Genomic DNA, 19,518 nt, shown 5'->3' on the forward strand with positions numbered 1-19,518 from the left:
CCGTTACTCCCTGGATGGGGCGCGCTGTGCGCGCGTGGTGTGAAGTGCCAGCACGGCGTCCACATAAGCGTGGGCCTGGCCGACGTAGTGTGCGGGATCGAGCAACTGCTTCAGCCGCTCGATCGGCAGATGTTCGGTAACAGCCGGATCGGCGGCGAGCACGTCGAACAGCGTTTGCCCGTCGCGAATCGCGGCCTTCGATGCGCGCTCAACCAGATGGTGCGCGTCGAGCCGGCCGATGCTGTCGCCGAGCGCGAGCATCACCGCTTCGCCGAGAATCAGACCACGCGTGACACCGAGATTCGCGGCGAGGCGCGGCACGTTCACGTTCAGTCCGGCGGCGATCTGTTCGATGTTAGCGAGCGCGCCTCCCGCAAGGCGCGCGAGGTCCGGCAGCGCGTCCCACTCCGCTTGCCAGCCGCCGAGCGCGCGCTCGTGTTCCTGGACCATGCCGGCGAACACGGTGGCGACCAGCCCCGGCGCGCGCGTCGCGGCCGTCAGCACGGCGGCGCAGCCCACCGGGTTGCGCTTGTGCGGCATGGTCGACGAACCGCCCTTGCCCGCGGCGGCCGGCTCGGCCAGTTCATCGATTTCGGTTTGCATTTGCAGCGAAACGTCGCGCGCGATCTTGCCGAGCGTGCCGATCAACATGCCGAAGAACGCCGCCGTTTCGGCGATGCGGTCGCGCTGCGTATGCCACGGCAAGGTGGGCGCGGCGAGGCCGAGTTCTTGCGCGAGCGATTGGGTGACGCGCGGCGCGGCGTCGCGCAAACTCGCCAACGTGCCGGCCGCGCCGCCGAATTGCAGCACGAGCACGCGAGCACGCAAGGCATCGAGCCGTTCGCGATGCCGCAGCAACGCGTCGAGCCATTGCGCGAATTTCAGGCCGAGCGTGATGGGCAGCGCCTGCTGCAACCAGGTGCGGCCGATCATCGGTGTTGCGCGATGCGTGGCCGCGAGTGTCGCCACGGCGTCGCACGTGGCCTGCAAACCCTGGTCGAGCAAAGCGAAGGTGTCGCGCAATTGCAGCACCGTCGCCGTGTCGATAATGTCCTGGCTCGTTGCGCCCCAATGCACGTATTTCGACGCTTCGGCGTCGGCGGCTTTGACGCGCGCGGTGAGTTGCTTGACGAGCGGAATCGCGAGGTTGCCGCCGAGCGCGGCGTCGCGCGCGAGGGCCTCGGCGTCGAGTTGATCGGCCTGGCAGGCGGCTTCGATCGCGGGGACCGCCGTAGCGGGAATCACCTGATGCGCGGCCGACGCACGCGCCAGCGCCGCTTCGACGTCGAGCATGCGTTGCAGCGTGGCGCGCGGCGCCCAGAGGTCGTTCATCGGCTGGGTGCCGCAGAGAAGGCCGGTCAGACGGGCGCTGGAGTCGAGCATGATGGCGTCGAGGTTCGGAGGGAGATCGGAGTGAAGCTTAACCCGCCTGCGCCGCTTGCGTCCCGTCGATCAGTGGCACGCCGGTCAGCTTGTGCAGCGCGTCGAAATCGATGTCGGAGAAAATCTCGCGCACCACGAGGCCTTGATCCGTCACGTCGATCATTGCGAGGTCCGTATAGATACGGTCCACACACGCAATGCCCGTAACCGGGTACGTGCATTCGGCGGCGATCTTGCTCTCGCCCTGCTTGGTCAGGTGCTCCATCATCACGTACACCTGCTTTGCGCCGATCGCCAGATCCATCGCGCCGCCCACGGCCGGAATCGCGTCCGGCGCGCCGGTGTGCCAGTTCGCCAGATCGCCCTTGGCCGACACCTGGAACGCGCCGAGCACGCAGAAGTCGAGGTGGCCGCCGCGCATCATCGCGAACGAATCGGCGTGGTGAAAGTACGCGCCGCCCGTAAGCAGCGTGACGTGCTGCTTGCCGGCGTTGATCAGTTCGTCGTCTTCGTCGCCCTTGGCGGGCGCCGGGCCCATGCCGAGCAGGCCGTTTTCGCTATGCAGGAAAATTTCCTTGTCGGCGGCGAGGTGGTTGGCCACCAGCGTGGGCACGCCGATACCGAGATTCACATAGGCGCCTTCGGGGATATCCAGCGCAACGCGCTTGGCCATTTCATCGCGAGTCAGTTTTTTCATGTCGGTCTCCGGGTCAGGCGGCGGTGGCGGCAGCGGTTTGATGCGCCGCCTGCGGCACTTCAATGACGCGTTGCACGAAGATGCCGGGCGTGACGATCACTTCCGGATCGAGTGCGCCGAGCGGCACCACTTGCGACACCTGCACGATCGCGGTTTTCGCCGCGCTGGCCATGATCGGGCCGAAATTGCGCGCCGTCTTGCGATAGGTGAGGTTGCCCCAGCGGTCGCCCTTGTGCGCCTTGATGAGCGCGAAGTCCGCATGCAGCGGCGACTCCAGCACGTAATGCTTGCCGTCGATCAGACGGGTTTCCTTGCCTTCGGCAAGCCGGGTGCCGTAAGCGGTCGGCGTGAAAAAGCCGCCAATACCCGCACCGGCCGCGCGAATCCGTTCCGCGAGATTGCCTTGCGGCACCAGTTCGAGTTCGATTTCACCGGCGCGATACAGCGCGTCGAACACATACGAATCGGTCTGACGCGGAAACGAACAGATGATCTTGCGTACGCGTTTGGCTTTGAGCAACGCGGCGAGGCCGATGTCGCCATTGCCCGCGTTGTTGTTGACAATGGTCAGCTCGCGCGCGCCCTGTTCGATCAGCGCGTCGATCAGCTCCGACGGCATGCCGGCCGTGCCGAAGCCGCCGATCATGACGGTCGCGCCGTCGTGGACATCGGCGACGGCCGATTCAAGTGACTCGAAAATCTTGTTGATCATGTCGAATTTCCTTTGGGAGCGCTGCGTGCCGCTGGGCTGCCGCCTTGCCGGTGTATTCACCGCCGATTTGTTCGTTATATGAACATGGATTCGTTTAGCGAACGTTATGGCAATTATGGTTGCGCTTCGGCCGCATTGTCAAGGCAGGGGATTCCCCCTGACCCACGGTTCGTGGTCTTCAACGAACCCAACCGCACTATCCGCAGACGAGATTTTTAGACTACCCTCTATGCCGATAAGCCAATAATCCAACACACGCACCTCTGCAGGCCCAATCGAGCATGTCCGAGACAAACCTGGATCTGAACCTGATCCCCTTTCTAGTCGCAATGGAAGACACGCGCAACGTCAGCCGCGCGGCCGAGCAGCTCGGCGTGAGCCAGCCGCGCGTGAGCACCGCGCTGGGACGGCTGCGCGAATACTTCGACGATCCGCTGTTCGTGCGCACCTCCAAAGGCATGGAGCCGACGCCGCGCGCGCTCGCCATCCTGCCGGCCGCGCGCGACGCGTTGCTGCGAATCGAGAAAGGCATGCTCGACGTCCAGGATTTCGATCCCGACACCAGCACGCACACCTTTTCGATCGCGCTTTCCGATGTCGGCGAGATCGTCTTCCTGCCGCGCCTGCTGCAACTCTTCGCCGAGCGCGCGCCGTTCGCGAATCTGCGCTCGGTAACGCTGTCGCCGTCGAATGTGGAACGCGGCCTCGAATCGGGCGATGTCGACCTGGCGGTCGGCTATTTCCCGGACCTGGCAGGCAACAACTTCTTCCAGCAACGGCTCTTCACCCACCGCTTCATCTGCCTGATGCGCGCCGGCCATCCGCTCACGAAGGCGCCGCTCACGCTCGCGCAGTTCGTGGCGGCGGGCCACGCCGTGGTACGTGCCGAAGGACGCAGCCAGGAAGTGCTGGAGCAATTCCTGGAGAAGAAGCGCATCAAGCGGCGCGCCGTGCTCGAAACGCCGCATTTCATGAGCCTGCCGTTCATCCTCGCGCGTACCGATCTGCTGGCGACCGTGCCGCACGCGATCGGTTTCGCGTACGTGTCGGAGCATGCGTCGATCACGCTGGTCGAACCGCCGCTGCCGTTGCCGCGTTTCGATCTGCGGCAGCACTGGCATCGCAAGTTTCATAACGATCCGCGCTTGACCTGGCTGCGCGGCGTGGTCGCCGAACTCTTCAATGACGCCATGGACGAGTGGCCGAAGTAATCGCCTGCGCCCCGACAGCGATCAGGGTGATCGGCACGAAACGGCATAAAACATGGAACAATGGCCGCACTCATTGACCCCGCGCGCCAGCAGCAGCGGCAACGCGCGCTCCCGGAGGAACACCGCATGACCAGCAGCAAGGCAGAAAAAACCCAACCCGCGGCGAACGCGGACCGCCCGAGCCGCGAAGAAGCCGAAGCGGCCGTTCGCGTGCTGCTGCGTTGGGCCGGCGACGATCCGGCGCGTGAAGGCCTGATCGACACGCCGGCGCGCGTGGTGCGCTCCTATGAGGAGTTCTACGCGGGCTATCAGGTCGATCCGCGCGAGATCCTCGCCCGCACCTTCTCCGAAGTGGACGGCTACGACGAGATGATCGTGTTGAAAGACATCCGCTTCGAAAGCTATTGCGAGCATCACATGGTGCCGATCATCGGGCGGGCGCATGTGGCGTATCTGCCCCAGCATCGGGTGGTCGGCATTTCGAAGCTGGCGCGTCTCGTCGATGCGTTCGCCAAGCGCCTGCAGATTCAGGAAAAGATGACGGTGCAGATCGCCGACACGCTGAACGAAGTGCTGCAACCGGCGGGCGTCGGCGTGATTCTCGAAGCGGCTCACCAATGCATGTCGACGCGCGGTGTCCACAAGGCCGGCGTGACGATGGTCACGTCGCGCATGCTGGGCACGTTCCGCTCCGATCCGTCGACCCGTCGCGAGTTTCTGTCGATCGTGGGGAATCCGGGCGTGGTGGCCGTGGCCAATACGTAATACGTAGCGGGAACGGGCGGCTGCGGTCATGCCGTGGTTCGCGTCGTGCTTCAGGCCGCGGTCATGCCGTGCTCCATGCGGTACGTCATGCGGTGCTTCATGCGGTGCTTCATGCGGTGCTTCATGCGGTGCTTCATGCGGTACGTCACACCGTGCTTCGCGCGGCGCCCATCCGGCCCAGGGTGGCAAGCAACACCGCGCCGAGCACGCACGCAACGCCGGTCAGTTGCGCCGCACTGACCGGCTCGCGCAACGCGAGCGCCGCCAGGGCCACCGCGCTGACCGGCACCAGCGCGGTCATCAATCCGGCCTCCGCACCGCTGATCCGCGCGGCGCCCGCATACCAGAGCACGAAACCCGCCACCGTCGGCACCAGCGCGTAGTACAGCACGCCAGCCAGCGCGTGCGCGTCGACCGGCAGCATCCACGGTTGCTCGAAGCAGGCGGGCACGATCGCGACCGCGAAACCGATGCCGCACATCAACGCCGACAGCGGCAGCGGCGCGACCGGCTGGTGCAGCTTGCGGTTGAGCAGAATGAAAAGCGCCTCGCAGACAATCGCCGCGAACACCAGCGCATTACCCATCAGCGAACTCGCCACATGCGGCGCGGTGAAATCGCCGGGATGGACGGTACACACCAGCACACCCGCCGTGGCCAGCAGGATCGCGCCGATCAAGGCCGGCGCCGGACGCTCGCCGAGCGCGAGCATCGCCACGGCCGCCGACACCGCGGGCAAGGTGCCGGCAATCACGCCGGCATCCGCAGCGGACGCGAGTTTCATGCCGCTGATCAGCAGCACGGTATAGCCGACGCTGCCCGCGCCGGCCTGGGCGATCACGAGCAACGTGTCGTGGCGATCCAGACGCGGCCAGCGTACGCCGCGCCAGCGCATGACCAGCAAGAACAGCGGAAACGCGATCGCGAAGCGCAGCGCGGTCGCACTGAACGGCGGCAAGCCGGCCGCGATCGATTTGCTGACTACCACCGTGCTGCCGACGCCGAGCATCGCCAGTGCGCAAAACAGGTATCCGAGATGCCGCGAATTCATGGTGCCGTCCTCTTCGTGGATGCATTGAAACGAGCAGGCAGAATAGGCGCGCGGGCGACGAGCGGTCTTGAACGAAATTGCAGCGGATTGATGAGCGTGCTGGCGAGCGGATCGACGCCAACCCCGGCGCGGAACTCATCGAGTATGCTCAGCAAGGTTGGACGCGTTGGCCGCGCGCGCAAAACACGCATGTCGGCCATCACACCCGTCGGGAACGCACTTTGCAGGCACACTAACGAAGGCCGCTTCAAGCCGGCCCAAACGCAATAACAGGAGCTGCTCAATTGGTAGAGTTTCCGTCTTCGGCGGTGGCAACCTGGGGTGGCGCGTTCGTGTTCATCAACGTCCTGTTGACGCGCCTCGGCGTGCCGATTCCCGCAGTGCCCGTGTTGCTTTTCGCCGGTTCCGCGATCGCCGCCGGCACGCTGTCGTTCTGGCCGATCCTGTGCGCCGCGGTGCTCGGCGCACTGATCGGCGACGCCGCGTGGTTCACCGCCGGCCGCCTTTACGGCCGCAAGCTGATGGCCGCGCTCGGCCGACTCTCGCCCGCGATCGATTCCAAGGTCGACAAAGCGCGCTCGCTGTTCGAGCGCTTCGGCGTGCCGCTCGTGTCGATCTCGAAGTTCGTCCCCGGCCTCGCGCTGATCACCCCGCCGCTAATGGGCACGACAGCCGTCGACACGCGTATTTACGCCGTCTGGGATCTGGTGGGCGTGCTCGCGTGGGCCAACTTCTGGCTGCTCGGCGGCGCTGCGGCGGAACGGCAGTTGCACATGCTGCTCGACCTGGTGAAAGCGCGCGGCGGGACGGTGATCGATATTCTGCTGGGCGCCGCGCTCGTCTACCTGCTCTACCGGATGCAACAGCGGCGGCGGGAACGGCGGCGATTCGCGCGGGCGGCATCGGCGGAGGCATCGCAAGACGCGCCTCGCGGCTGGCGGCGGATCGTGCCGCCCAAGGTGCTCGACGCGCGTCCGCAAGCCCTCGCGCTCGACGCGCAGCGCACGATTCCCGGCGCGCTCGCGCTCGATCCGCACTCGACCGAGCAGATCGACGTTGCGCTTCGCGCGTACGACATGGTGATTTACTGCATTTGCCCGGATAGCGCGACCGCGGTGGAGATCACGCAGCGCATGCGACTAGGCGGCTATACGCGGATTCGCGCGTTGAGAGGTGGGCTGGACGCATGGCAACGGCGCGGTTTTCCTGTCGAGCCGCTCGGGCCGCCCGACGAATCGACCAGCGGCAGACGACCGCTGCAGCCGCCCGACGACGAAACCAGCGGCACGCGCGGCAACTTTCGCGGCATTCAAGACATTCACGACGAAAGCCGCGGCGCGATCACGCTGCGCGGCTTCGCGCCGCGCCGCAGTCAGAGCACGTGATCCGCGCGGCTTGGCCTCAGTGATTGCGCAGCAGACTGGCGGCCGAGCGCATGCGCCGTTTGCGCTCTTTCTTCAGCCAGTGAAGCGCCGCGTCGGTGTCGCCCGTGTCGGCGAGCAATGCGGCGTTGTCACGCAGCAGCATTTCGCTGGCGACGATATCGTTTAGCGTCCCGAAGCGTTTCTGAATCTGTTTTAAACGCTTGAGCGTGCGCTTATGGCCGCCGCTCAAGACCGGCGCGAAAAACTCCAGCAAATAGCGCAGTTTCTTGCCTTCCTTTCTGACATCGTGAAAGGCCGTGTAGTTGGCACGCTTCGCCCGGCGCGCGCGCTTCATGCGCTTTTTCAAGGCGCGCTCCGAAGCCGCCACGCGTTGATTGGCGAACTCTTGCAGCGGCACGCGCTCGGGCGCGGTATTCAATTCCTTGGCGGCGCTGCTCAGCGCCTCGCGCAGCAAATGCTTGACGTCCGCATTCGACAGCGTTTCCCGGCTAGTGGCCAGGGCGTCGTCACGTGCTTGCTGAAGCCCGGGCGCGAGGCCGCTCGCGGCGCTTTTCCTGCGGCTCAGTAACTCGCCCAGGATGTCCCAGTCGCGCGTCTTGCCGGCGGCCGTGGCCAGGTACTTATATAGCGCGCGTTGCCGCGTGTTCTCGGCTTGCTCCAGCAAGGGCTGGAAGGCCCACCAAAGAGAACGCAGACGCCGCAGCGACACGCGAAACTTGTGCAGCGCTTCGGGCGAGGCGTCCTCGCGAACCGCTTTGCCCTCTTCGATCGCTTCGTCGACGAGCGGCTCGGCGTAGGCCGTGAACGCGGCCTGCGCCGAAGGTTCCGCGCCGCCCGGTTTGCTCTCGGCGACGTGCTTGTCCATTTTCCGGTGCTCGCGGTTCATTGGCGCCCCTTTTTCCCGTTCCCTTCTGGAGCGTAGCAAAAAAAGCGCCCAGCGGGGCTCGGCGCGCGGCTTCGCCGCAGCACTATTCGGGAGAAAGTGCGCGACCCTGACTCCAGACAGGAAGATATTTTTACCGGGTTCGATAGCGCGACGCCGTATCACCGACTATCTTCAACATACGAGTCGCCGCTCGCGCGAATGCACAAAATCCGCGCCCGTCACCCGTGTGACATGCATGCAAACAACATGCAGTTGTTTTCGGACATCTGACGATCGATATCCGCCAGCTTTCAGTCAAGCGTTCATTGAAACGGCCCGCAGCCTTTACCCGCGTGCCTTCCCGCGCGACGCTGGTCCCGCCGGGGTGTCATGTCGTTGTCATCATTACGACACACGTGCCCCGCAGGATCGGTAGTTCCGCGACAAACAATTCTTGGGGCACAAGTCATGCCGGAACTTTCGTATCCGCAACCGGGCACCGCTGCTAAAGGCCGCAATCTCAGCCTCCTCATCTTCTTCGCGGTTATCGCTATCGGCGCTGCTTACTGCGCCATGCATCTGGTGGACGATCTGCAACCGGTCCGCGAGAGTTCGGTTCTACCGTATCTGCTCCTCGGCGTGGCGCTGCTGATCGCGCTCGGCTTCGAATTCGTCAATGGTTTCCATGACACCGCCAACGCGGTCGCCACGGTGATCTACACGCATTCGCTCGCACCGAACCTCGCGGTGGTGTGGTCGGGTACGTGGAATTTCCTCGGCGTGCTGACCTCGACCGGCGCGGTCGCGTTCGGCGTGCTGCAACTGCTGCCTGTCGAACTGATCTTGCAGGTGGGCAGCAGCGCCGGTTTCGCGATGGTCTTCGCGCTGCTGATCGCCGCAATCATCTGGAACCTCGGCACGTGGTATTTCGGGCTGCCGTCGTCGAGCTCGCACACGCTAATCGGCTCGATCATCGGCGTTGGTCTGATGAATCAGTTGATGCACGGCGCGAACGGCACGAGCGGCGTGGACTGGAATCAGGCGCTCGGCGTCGGCAAGTCGCTGCTGTTTTCGCCGCTGGTGGGCTTTCTCGCGTCGGCGTTGCTGCTGCTGATTCTGAAAGCCGTGGTGCGGATTCCCGCGCTGTATGCCGAACCGAAGGGCAAAGAACCGCCGCCGTTCTGGATTCGCAGCCTGCTGATTCTGACCTGCACGGGCGTGTCGTTCGCGCATGGTTCGAACGATGGTCAGAAGGGCATGGGCCTCATCATGCTGATCCTGATCGGCACGGTGCCGACCGCGTATGCGCTGAACAAGGCGGTCACGCCGGCGGAAACGCAAACGTACCTGGCGGTCGCGCAACACGCGTCGGTCACGCTCGGCAAATACACGCAAGGCGCCGCGCCGTCCACCAATCCGCGCGGCGACGTCGAAGCCTATGTCCGCACCCGTCAGTTGGCGCCGGCTACCTTGCCGGCATTGCAGCAACTCACGGAGCAGATCGGTCAACAGGTTGGGCAATCGGGCTCGATGGGCTCGGTGCCGCAAGGTATCGTCGATAACGTGCGCAACAACATGTATGTGGCCTCCGAAGCCATCCGCCTGATGGAGAAGGCGAAACAACCGGCGTTCGCGCCGGAAGACGCCAAGGCCATCGACAACTTCAAGTCGCAAACCGATCACGCCACCAAGTTCATTCCGACGTGGGTGAAGGTCGCGGTGGCGATTGCACTGGGCCTCGGCACGATGGTCGGCTGGAAGCGGATTGTCGTGACGGTCGGCGAGAAGATCGGCAAGCAGCATCTGACGTATGGACAGGGGGCGTCGGCTGAAGTCGTCGCGATGCTGACGATCGGTGCGGCCGATATGTACGGTCTGCCGGTTTCGACAACGCACGTGTTGTCCTCGGGTGTGGCGGGCACGATGGCGGCTAACGGCTCCGGTTTGCAATGGGGCACCGTGCGCAGCCTGATCCTCGCGTGGGTGCTGACGCTGCCGGTGTCGATCGCACTCGCCGGAGGCTTGTATTGGGTGTTCCGGATGGTGTTCTAAAGAACGTCTTTGAAGAGAAGCCGCCGGTCCGCAGTGACGTTCGCGGGATCGGCGAGTCTGAATGAAAAAAGCGCGGCTCACAGGCCGCGCTTTTTTGTTGTGCCGAGCGCCGGGAAGCGCTCGGTCGCTTAGTGCTTAGTAAAGCTCGGGCACGATCATCGACGTCGGCACCGGCTGGCGGCTGTATTCGTCGTTATGAACCCGCGCCGGCAGTTCGATCGTGGGATGCTCAACCTCGTGATACGGCATCTGGCTCAGCAAATGATGAATGCAGTTCAGGCGCGCGCGCTTCTTGTCGACCGCCTGCACGACCCACCACGGCGCCTCGGGAATATGCGAGCGCTGCAGCATCACTTCTTTCGCCTGCGTGTACGCCTCCCAGCGACGGCGGCTTTCCAGATCCATCGGGCTCAGTTTCCACTGCTTCAGCGGATCGTGAATGCGGTTCTGGAAGCGGATTTCCTGCTCTTCGTCGGTAATCGAAAACCAGTATTTGAGAATCTGCACGCCACTGCGCGCCAGCATCTTTTCGAATTCCGGCACCGAGCGGAAGAACTCTTCGTATTCTTCGTCGCTGCAAAAATTCATCACGCGCTCGACACCCGCACGGTTGTACCAGCTACGGTCGAACAGCACCATTTCACCGCCTGCCGGCAGATGCGAAACGTAACGCTGGAAATACCACTGCGTGCGTTCGCGGTTATTCGGCGCGGGCAACGCGGCCACGCGGCACACGCGCGGATTGAGGCGCTGCGTGATGCGTTTGATCGCACCGCCCTTGCCGGCCGCGTCGCGTCCTTCGAAAATCACCACGAGGCGATGGCCGGTCTGCACGATCCAGTCCTGCAGTTTGACGAGCTCGCCCTGCAAACGGAACAACTCGCGGAAGTACATCTTGCGGGCTTCGCGATGCTCAGGCGTGAAGCCCTCCGCGCCGTCGATAATGCGGTCGTCGACTTCCATTTCGAGCTCTTCGTCGTAAGCGTCGATGAGGTCTTCCTCGAAACGGCGTTGCCGCTCTGCGAGCATTTCAGCTTCAGGTCTCGGATCCTGCTCTTTCATTGCGGCTCTCCTGGCAACGGAAATGGTTAAGCGCGCGGCGAGAAGTCCGACGCGAACGCGTTCGATTATCGAAGCGCGAGGTGTCAGCCGTGTTACCGCCGCGGCCGCATTTCGGCTCCCTGCAGGTGCGAGTGGGCACATAGGGGCACGCTTGGGCACGTAGGCGCACGATTGCGGGGCAGGCGGGGCTGGCTCACCTTGTCGTCAACCATGATAGCGACTTTTGCGGCGTCGCCCGGCGCCGCCTGCTGCATGGACTTGAAAACTTTGGCGATGCCCCGCATCTGCGTACCCGTTTATCCGGAGCATCGCCATGGGAAGCCGCCCACGCTTCATCGATGGCCTGTCGCGCGCCGCATCCGACGCCCCCGGGCCGAATCCACTCAATCCCTTATCCGACGACACGCTACTCGACGCCTATTCCCGCACCGTGATCGGCGCGCTGGAACGCGTGCAGCAGGCGGTCGCCTTCATTTCCGTCGAACGCCGGCTGCCCGGCGAGGCATCCGGGCAAGCGCACGGGCGAGGCCGTGAGCGAGGCGCGCGCGGCGGTACCGGCTCAGGCTTTCTGTTCACGCCCGACGGCTATCTGCTCACCAATAGCCACGTCGTGCACGGCGCCACGCACATCAAGGTCACGCTGGCCGACGGCGCGAAATTCGATGCCGATCTGGTCGGCGACGATCCAGGCAGCGATCTCGCCGTGTTGCGGATCGGCTCGCCGGAGCCGTTGCCGCATGTCGAACTCGGCGAATCGTCAAAGCTGCGCGTCGGCCAGATTGCGATCGCGGTGGGTAATCCGCTCGGGCTCGCACAAACCGTCACCACCGGCGTCGTGTCGGCGCTCGGCCGTTCGCTCCGCTCGAACTCCGGCCGCATGATCTATGACGTGATCCAGACCGACGCCGCGCTGAATCCCGGCAATTCCGGCGGTCCGCTGATCAATTCGGCCGGCCAGGTGATCGGCGTGAATACCGCGATCATTCCCGGCGCGCAGGCCATCTGTTTCGCCACGGCAATCGATACCGCCAAGTGGGTCATCATGCAGATCTTCACGCATGGCCGGGTACGGCGTGCGTATATCGGCGTGGCCGGCACCACGACGCCGCTCGCGCGGCGCGTGCAGCGCTATTTCGGCTTGAGCTCGGAAAGCGGCGTATACGTGATGGAAATCGTCAAAGGCAGTCCGGCCTCGCTCGGCGGGTTGCGTACCGACGACACGATCGTCGCCATCGACGCACTCGCCGTGCAGGACGTGGATGGTCTGCAGCGCGCGCTCGACGCATCGCGGATCGATAAACCGGTGAACGTGACGGTATTGCGCGGCGCACAGCGGCTTGAATTGACGTTGACGCCGGTCGAACAGACGAGTTGAGTTTGCGGTTTGCAGTTTGTGTCGACGCGCTTACGTTTCGGGCGTGCACGAAAAAGGCCTCGCGCTCAATTAAGCGCGAGGCCTTCTATCTTCGACCCGCGGTGCATCAACAAAACCGCACCGCCTGGCGTCACTCAGACACTTACGGAATCACCCGCGTCACACCACGGCCGCGCGGATCGGCTGCCGCTTCCGGCGTATCGCCATTCACCTTGATCGCCTGAATGTCGCCGCTGAAATCCTGACCCTTCAGCGTATAACCCTTCGCCTCGATCTGCTGGGCAAGTTCACCCTCGATCGGCTTGTAGGGCTCCCAGAAGATCGTGTTCGGCGGCAACAGTTGATGATGGAAACGCATCGCCGCCACCGCGTCCTGCAGCGGCATGTTGAAGTCGTAAATGTTGTTGATCACCTGGAAGATCGACGTGAAGATGCGCGACCCGCCCGGCGTGCCGATCACCAGTGAGACCTTGCCGTCTTTAGTGAGAATGGTCGGGCTCATCGACGACAGCGGACGCTTCTTCGGTTCGATCGAATTCGCGTCGCTGCCCACCACGCCGAACATATTCGCCACGCCCGGCTTCGCGGAGAAGTCGTCCATTTCGTCGTTCAGCACGATGCCGGTGCGATCCGCCACCACGCCCGAACCGAAATAGCCGTTGATGGTGTACGTATTCGACACCGCGTTACCCCACTTGTCGATGACCGAGAAGTGCGTGGTTTCGGCTTTCTCCGGCATGGTCGTGCCGAGACCCGGTTGCACGCTCTTCGTGTCCGACGGGGTGTTTGGATTGACTTCGGCCGCGCGCTTGGCGAGATACGCGTCGTCGGTCAATTGCGCGATCGGCACCTTGTAGAAGTCCGGATCGCCGAGATACTGCGCGCGGTCCGCGAAGACCCGCTTCTCGATTTCCGCGATCAGATGCACGTATTGCGCCGAATTGAGCGTGACGTCCTTGAAATCAGGCGCGATGTCGGCCTTCATCTTCAGCAACTGCACGAGGCCGATACCGCCCGAGCTCGGCGGCGGCGCGGTGTACACGCGATAGCCGTTCCAGTCGGCCTGGATCGGTGTACGCCAGACGGCCTTGTACTGCTGCAGGTCGGCCTTGGTAATCAGACCGTGGCCGCGCATGGACGCGGCGATCAGATCGGCCGTCTTGCCCTGATAGAAATCTTTCGCGCCTTGATCCGAAATACGCTGCAGCACGGCGGCGAGATCCGGTTGCTTGAAGTTGACGCCTTCCTTCAGATTGCCGAAGTACGTGTCGAAGTTGGTCTTGCCGGCGAAGTCTTTCGCGGCATCGTCGCGGCGTTGCTGCAATTGCTGGCTGACCTCGAAGCCGTCGTGTGCATAGTGAATGGCCGGTGCGAGCACCTGCTTCCACTTGAGCTTGCCGAACCGGCGCTGCGCCTGCCACATGCCGTCCACGGTACCCGGCACGCCCACCGCGCGATAGCCGAACAGGCTCATGCCTTTGATGACCTCGCCCTTGTCGTCGAGATACATGTTTTTGGTCGCGGCGAGCGGCGCGCGTTCGCGATAGTCGAGGAAGTACGGCTTGCCGTCGACATACAGCGTCATGAACCCGCCGCCGCCGATGTTGCCCGCTTCCGGATACGTCACGGCAAGCGTGAAGGCGATCGCAACGGCCGCGTCGACGGCATTGCCGCCTTCCTTGAAGATCTGTTCGGCGGCGTCGGCGCTGTACTTGTCCGCGACCGCGATGGCGGAGGCCGTGAGAACGGCTGGCTGGCCCTTAGCCGCGGTCTTCGCGACAGCGGGCGTGGCCTCGAGAAACCCGGTTGAAACAGAAATGAGTGCGACCAGCGCGAATCCGCTGGCGGACGATTTGGCGTTGCGAAACAACCTCATTGACTATCCCCCAAAAACGACTCTTTCACCTGACAAGAACGAGAGCTGCCTTGGGCTTATAACATGCAAGCCACCTCTTTGCGAAGCCGCGAAAATCCTTAGTACGGATGCGGCGACGCGCAAAATTCAGTGTTACGCGCGGCCCCGACTGCCGCGCGCGATCTCGTCGCCGGCGCCTTGCGGCAGGCGTGCGGTGATCGGAATCGACATGAACGAAAACAGTCCGACCACGATAAACGCCGGCCAGAAATCGGAGAACACGATGCTCGAATGGCCCTGCACGTTATGCGAAATTTGCAGCACGATCCCCGCGATCGTCACGCCGAGCCCTAACGAAATCTGCTGGATCACACTCGCAACACTCGTTGCACGGCCGACGTCGCGGCTCGGAATATCCGCATACGCGAGCGTGTTCAACGAGGTGAATTGCAACGACGGAAAGAAGCCGCCGAACAGCACGACACACCAGATCAACCAATGCGGCGTGCCCGGAAAGAACAGGCCGTAGACCGCGATCGCCAGGCCCGCGCAACCCGCGTTGAACATCAGCACGGTGCGGAAACCGAAACGCTCCAGAATGCGCGACGCCGCCGCCTTCATGAAGATCGATCCGAAGGCGGACGCGCAGGTGATCGACCCGGACTTGAACGCCGTCATGCCGAGGCCTTCCTGCAACGCAAGCGGCAACAGAAACGGCACGGCCCCGAGTCCGATCCGGAAGAGCGAGCCGCCCACCACGCTCGCGTGAAAACTCGGAATGCGCAGCAGGCGCAAGTCGAGCACGGGCATTTCGACGCGGCTCGCGTACAGCCAATACAGCACCAGCAGCACCACGCCGGTCACGCACATGCTGACCGATACCGTGTTCGACACCAACTCGCCACCCACCAGCGAGAGGCCCAGCATGAAGAGCGACGCGCCGCTCGCGGACAAGATGAAGCCGGTCCAGTCGAGCCGTCCAGGATGCGCTTCGCGCTCGTTGGCGATGTGTTTGTTGGCCAGCCAGATGCCCAGCAGCCCGATGGGAATATTGACGAAGAAGATCAAACGCCAATGCAGATAGGTCGTAATGAAACCACCGAGCGGCGGCCCGACCACCGGTCCGAGCAACGCCGGCACCGTTAGATAATTGACCGCGCGGATGAAGTCCGACTTCGGCACCGAACGGAAGATGATGATGCGTCCCACCGGCACCATCATCGCGCCGCCAATGCCTTGCACGAAGCGCGCAATCACGAACATGCCGAGCGACGTGGAGGCCGCGCACATCAGCGAGCCGGCCATGAAAATGCCGATGGCCGTGCGAAACACCGTGCGAGAACCGAAGCGGTCGGCCACCCAGCCGCAGATGGGAATGAACACGCCGAGACCGATCACATACGCCGTGACGGCCAGCTTGAGGGTGATGGGGTCCTGGCCGAGATCGCGCGCCAGAACCGGCAGCGACGTCACGATGACCGTGCCGTCCACGTTTTCCATGAACATCGCACACGCGACGATCAGCGGAACAATGAAAGTGCCTAAAGCGAGAGGCATTGGCATGGCGACGGGTTGCAAGGCCGTCGATGTAAAGCGTCGATTATGGCATCGCATCGGCAACACATGTTGTTGTGCGAGCCGTAAACGGCAAAGAGCCGGTATCGAACCGGCTCTTTGATCGTTGCGTCTTCGCTCAGCGAAGACGCGGGAGAAGACTTAGCGCGACGCGCTGACCAGCGGTTGCAGTTGCGGCAGGATCTCGGTGCTCGCGCGCGCAACGTCGTTCGGGAAGTCGATCTCGATCCACGGTGCGCCGGTCACGTCCGCGGTGTCGAACACCTGCGTGCGTTCCAGCAGCAGATCGCGCACGGCTTCTTCATGCGGCAGGTTAGCGCGGCCGCTCTCGACGTAGCCGGCCACGATCTCCGCGAAACGCTGCGCGGTTTCCTGGCGGAAGCGGAAGAAGCCGACCGACTCGCCGATCGTGTCGTAGTCGAGATTCACGGCGAGCTGCTTGCGCAGTTCGACCGGGACGCCGTCTTTCAGACACAGCTTGACGGGTTCGTCGCCAGCTTCGAAATCACGGTCGATCAACAGGCGGTTGACCGTCTCGCCCGCCACCAGCGCGTTCAGGATGCGCTCGTCGTACAGCACGTCGGCGTCCATCAGCAGCACGTCGCCGCCGCGCGTCAACGCATCGGCCACCGTGTGCACCGTCAGCACGCTGCCCAGATCGAAACGCGTGTTCAGCACGGTTTCGACCTTATGCGGCCAGTTGATGCGTTCCAGTTCTCCCTGCACCGACTCCGGCTGGAAGCCGAGCGCCAGGACGACGTCCGTCACGCCGGCGGTTTCGAGCATTTGCAGATGCCGCTCGAGCAGGCTCATGCCGTCGAACTGCAACAGGCACTTCGGAAACTGAGCTTGCGGCGGTTGCTGGAGACGCAGGCCGAGGCCCGCTGCGAGGATGATGGCACGCATGCGCGGTCCTTTGAAAAAATACGGAGTTTAATCGACAACCGACACGCGCCCTGTGGCGCGCCGCCGTTGCCAGCTTCGTTCGCTGAAGTGCAAAACCAGCAAGCCCGGCAAGCCTAACAGGATTTCGCGCGCGCGCTTGGCCAGCGACAACGCCAGCGCGGCTTCCGGCGGCAAACCGACCAGCGGCGCGAGCAGAAGATAACCGCCTTCCTGCACGCCGAGCGAACCCGGAATCATAAACGCTGCGCCGCGAATCGCCTGGCCCAGGCTCTCCAGCAGCAGCGCGTCGACCCAGTCGACCGGATGACCGAGAAAGCGCAACGCAAGCCACACTTCGACCGTACCGACGATCCAGCCGGCGAGGCTCAACGCGAAGCTCGCCGCCACCCGGCCGCGTTCGCGGTACATGGCTTGCACGGCGGCGTCGACGGCTTCGGCGCGGGTCATCAACGAAGACCAGTCGCGCTTGCCGAATACTTTCGACACCACGCCGAGCAGGCGGCCGAATAGTCCGCGCCGCTGCGCATAGTAGAAACCGACGATCATCGCGCCGAGCACGCCGGTAGCGATCAGCGTGGCGGTTTGCAGATCGTGCAACGCACCGTGCGCGGCGTATGCGCCGAACAGCAGCAGCCCGCCCAGCGCGAAGATGATTTGCGCGAGCGCCTGCGCCGTGGTGCTGACGGTGATCGCTGCGGCCGCGTCGCGCATGCGCATGCCGCGCTGCGACAGTTGCCGGACCATGACGACCGGACCGCCGATCTGACCGGCTGGCAGCAGACTGTTCACCGACTCGCCGATCCAGCGCCCGAACAGCGCGTCGCGCAGCGACAGATCGTGATGCACGCCGTCGTGACGGCGGCGGAACAGCACGGAGATCGCGCCGGCGTCGAGCACGAGCGGCACGACGTGGAACAGCGCGACGAGCGCGAGCCCCCAACCGGCGGCAAGCAACGTCGACGCAACCGAACCGAAACCCTGCCACGCAAGCAAGCCAACGAACAGCGCCGTCCCGATCGACAGCAGAATCAGGGCCGCGCGACTCACGACCGATCCTTGCCGCGCGCGGTCATCTGACGGAATACCTGGCGGAAACCGAAGTACGCGATCGCGTCTTTCATGTTCGAGATGAAGCGGCGCCACGGCCGCATGTTCGGGTCGGTCACGTATTCGAACGTCAGCGATACGCGCATTTCGTTCGCGCCGGCCGGCGTGATGCGATGGCGCAGCTTGTCGCCATCGAAAAACACGAGGCCGCCCGGTGGAATCTGCACCGAGCCCGGTTGATCCGGCACGTCCGCATTGCGCGTGTGCAACTCGTAGTCGAGTCGGCACGACGATTCGTCGATCACGCCGAGCAACAGGGTGTAGCGGCGGCCGTCATAGTACGAAGTATCGTAGTGCCAGCCGATGTGGTCGCCCGGTCGCGTGTAGTAGTACAACGCGTACGCGTGCGGATCGTCGGCGGGCGAAAGCTGCAGTTTGTCGCCGCTCAGTTGCTCGAGCCAGCCGATCAGTTCCTTCGAGCGGTACAGCTCGGCGACGAACGGCGCGAGGCGGTCGATCGTATGACGGCTCACGCTGCCGCCCTGCTTGTGACCCGGCAGATAGTTGCGATTGACTTCGTCGAGCAGCGAGCGCGCGCTGTGGACGAGCTGGGCGGTGACTTCCGGCGCGAGAAAATCCTCCAGATAGAGGAACGCGCCCTGATCCGCGAAATCCTTGCGCAGACGCGGGTTGTCGAACGTACGCGTGCGGCCCGACACCGCGCGGTCCGCGTTCGGCGCGGCCGCCGAAACTGGCAAGCGTTCGGCTGAAACGGGGGCGATCACGTCGTCGTTGGCTTGCGTACTCATTCGCTGGCCCACATCTGACGGGTTTCGGAAGCGCTGGCGGTCACGACCGGCGCGACAGCGACAGCGGCTCGGCGCGACGCGCGCCCGTAGTCGACCACCACCCACGCGGCGAACAGCGGCGCGCCAATCGACGCCACCACGACGAACGGCATGACGACGCTTGTCAGCGTGACAATAGGTAGCAGATACAGCACGTCTTCAGTTTCGAAACCGCCGACCGAGGCCTGCTTGGTGCCCGCCTTGCCCGCCATTTCCTCGATCCGCATGCGCAGGAAGAAAATCAGCGCGACGGCCACGCCGGCCAGCGCGCCGAGCCAGCCCGGCTCGACCTTCAGGCTGCCGATATGCGCGGCGCCCACGCCCATTCCCATGCCGATGAACAGCATGACGGTGACGGCTGCGTCGCAAGCGAGATCGTAAAAATGACCGATTCGGCTCGACTTCCCGCCGATGCGCGCGAGTTCGCCGTCCGTATGGTCGACGAAGTTCGACAGCACGATCAGGAAGGCGCCGGCGTTGGCCCACGCGAAACCGCCATGCGCGAGGCACAGCGCGCCCGCCAGCCCGATCAGCAGGCGCAGCGTGGTGAGGTGGTTCGGCGTGACCCAGGTGTTCACAAGCGGAGTCACGAGTCGGCGGGCGAGCCGCGCGTCCCATGTTCTGGGCGGCGGAACGTTAATTGGAGTTTGGGGTCGCGAATTCATAACCCGGAAATATATACGGGATCGAGAAAGATTGCTTTCTTCCCGGCCGTTTCTTTGAGGTGGG

The 19,518-nt window shown here is 63.9% G+C and carries 17 protein-coding genes; 5 read left to right on the plus strand and 12 right to left on the minus strand.

The annotated features are described in order from the left end of the window. Positions 1-3 precede the first annotated feature (3 nt). Genes GGD40_RS25535 through GGD40_RS25545 form a run of 3 tightly spaced genes read right to left on the minus strand, consistent with a single transcriptional unit; the run spans position 4 to position 2,792 of the window. Positions 4-1,383, minus strand: a complete 1,380-nt coding sequence (locus GGD40_RS25535) for a 3-carboxy-cis,cis-muconate cycloisomerase (protein WP_179745514.1) — start codon at positions 1,381-1,383, stop codon at positions 4-6. A 37-nt stretch (positions 1,384-1,420) separates the two neighbouring features. Then, the gene (locus GGD40_RS25540; protein WP_179745515.1) at positions 1,421-2,080 is read right to left on the minus strand and encodes a 3-oxoacid CoA-transferase subunit B; all 660 of its coding nucleotides are present in this window, start codon (positions 2,078-2,080) and stop codon (positions 1,421-1,423) included. 13 nt (positions 2,081-2,093) lie between these two features. Beyond that, complete coding sequence (locus GGD40_RS25545; RefSeq protein ID WP_179745516.1) at positions 2,094-2,792, minus strand: 3-oxoacid CoA-transferase subunit A; 699 nt, start codon at positions 2,790-2,792, stop codon at positions 2,094-2,096. Between the two features lie 281 nt (positions 2,793-3,073). Between GGD40_RS25545 and GGD40_RS25550 the strand changes: the two genes are divergently transcribed. Both GGD40_RS25550 and folE read left to right on the plus strand, forming a co-directional pair. Beyond that, positions 3,074-4,003, plus strand: a complete 930-nt coding sequence (locus GGD40_RS25550) for a LysR family transcriptional regulator (protein WP_179745517.1) — start codon at positions 3,074-3,076, stop codon at positions 4,001-4,003. Between the two features lie 126 nt (positions 4,004-4,129). Continuing rightward, positions 4,130-4,768 (plus strand): GTP cyclohydrolase I FolE, encoded by a 639-nt coding sequence (gene folE, locus GGD40_RS25555; RefSeq protein ID WP_035563780.1) that lies wholly within the window; start codon positions 4,130-4,132, stop codon positions 4,766-4,768. A 145-nt stretch (positions 4,769-4,913) separates the two neighbouring features. Here folE and GGD40_RS25560 read toward each other — a convergent pair whose 3' ends face one another. Then, on the minus strand, positions 4,914-5,819 hold the full coding sequence (locus GGD40_RS25560; protein ID WP_179745518.1) for a DMT family transporter: 906 nt from the start codon (positions 5,817-5,819) through the stop codon (positions 4,914-4,916). A 284-nt stretch (positions 5,820-6,103) separates the two neighbouring features. Here GGD40_RS25560 and GGD40_RS25565 point away from each other — a divergent pair, with 284 nt between their 5' ends. Then, entirely contained in the window at positions 6,104-7,204 is a 1,101-nt protein-coding gene (locus GGD40_RS25565) for a VTT domain-containing protein (protein ID WP_179745519.1), read from the plus strand. A gap of 16 nt (positions 7,205-7,220) precedes the next feature. Here the strand turns inward: GGD40_RS25565 and GGD40_RS25570 are convergent, their stop codons facing one another. Beyond that, positions 7,221-8,090 carry a CHAD domain-containing protein gene (locus GGD40_RS25570; protein WP_179747048.1) on the minus strand — a complete coding sequence of 290 codons (870 nt, stop codon included), beginning with the start codon at positions 8,088-8,090 and terminating at the stop codon, positions 7,221-7,223. A 447-nt stretch (positions 8,091-8,537) separates the two neighbouring features. Here GGD40_RS25570 and GGD40_RS25575 point away from each other — a divergent pair, with 447 nt between their 5' ends. Beyond that, a complete protein-coding gene (locus tag GGD40_RS25575) occupies positions 8,538-10,121 on the plus strand; it encodes an inorganic phosphate transporter (protein WP_179745520.1) in 1,584 nt (527 codons plus the stop codon). Positions 10,122-10,256: 135 nt separating this feature from the next. Here the strand turns inward: GGD40_RS25575 and ppk2 are convergent, their stop codons facing one another. Beyond that, positions 10,257-11,183 carry a polyphosphate kinase 2 gene (ppk2, locus tag GGD40_RS25580; protein ID WP_179711947.1) on the minus strand — a complete coding sequence of 309 codons (927 nt, stop codon included), beginning with the start codon at positions 11,181-11,183 and terminating at the stop codon, positions 10,257-10,259. A gap of 313 nt (positions 11,184-11,496) precedes the next feature. On the opposite strand from ppk2, the gene GGD40_RS25585 reads away from it, so the two are divergent. Further along, positions 11,497-12,558: a S1C family serine protease gene (locus GGD40_RS25585; RefSeq protein ID WP_179745521.1), complete on the plus strand. Its 1,062-nt coding sequence runs from the start codon at positions 11,497-11,499 to the stop codon at positions 12,556-12,558. A 142-nt stretch (positions 12,559-12,700) separates the two neighbouring features. On the opposite strand, the gene ggt is transcribed toward GGD40_RS25585, so the two are convergent. From ggt to GGD40_RS25615, 6 genes are all read right to left on the minus strand, one after another. Beyond that, positions 12,701-14,434 carry a gamma-glutamyltransferase gene (gene ggt, locus GGD40_RS25590; protein WP_179745522.1) on the minus strand — a complete coding sequence of 578 codons (1,734 nt, stop codon included), beginning with the start codon at positions 14,432-14,434 and terminating at the stop codon, positions 12,701-12,703. A 132-nt stretch (positions 14,435-14,566) separates the two neighbouring features. Further along, on the minus strand, positions 14,567-15,970 hold the full coding sequence (locus tag GGD40_RS25595) for an MFS transporter (RefSeq protein ID WP_179747049.1): 1,404 nt from the start codon (positions 15,968-15,970) through the stop codon (positions 14,567-14,569). A gap of 159 nt (positions 15,971-16,129) precedes the next feature. Next, positions 16,130-16,894 carry a phosphocholine cytidylyltransferase family protein gene (locus GGD40_RS25600; protein WP_035559502.1) on the minus strand — a complete coding sequence of 255 codons (765 nt, stop codon included), beginning with the start codon at positions 16,892-16,894 and terminating at the stop codon, positions 16,130-16,132. Between the two features lie 27 nt (positions 16,895-16,921). Then, positions 16,922-17,941, minus strand: a complete 1,020-nt coding sequence (locus tag GGD40_RS25605; protein ID WP_179745523.1) for a lysylphosphatidylglycerol synthase domain-containing protein — start codon at positions 17,939-17,941, stop codon at positions 16,922-16,924. Further along, positions 17,938-18,750: a HalD/BesD family halogenase gene (locus GGD40_RS25610; RefSeq protein WP_179745524.1), complete on the minus strand. Its 813-nt coding sequence runs from the start codon at positions 18,748-18,750 to the stop codon at positions 17,938-17,940. The genes GGD40_RS25605 and GGD40_RS25610 overlap by 4 nt, the downstream gene beginning before the upstream one ends. Beyond that, positions 18,747-19,454: a CDP-alcohol phosphatidyltransferase family protein gene (locus GGD40_RS25615; protein ID WP_179745525.1), complete on the minus strand. Its 708-nt coding sequence runs from the start codon at positions 19,452-19,454 to the stop codon at positions 18,747-18,749. The genes GGD40_RS25610 and GGD40_RS25615 overlap by 4 nt, the downstream gene beginning before the upstream one ends. Positions 19,455-19,518 lie beyond the last annotated feature (64 nt).

It is taken from the genome of Paraburkholderia bryophila (genome assembly GCF_013409255.1).
GTDB lineage: Bacteria > Pseudomonadota > Gammaproteobacteria > Burkholderiales > Burkholderiaceae > Paraburkholderia.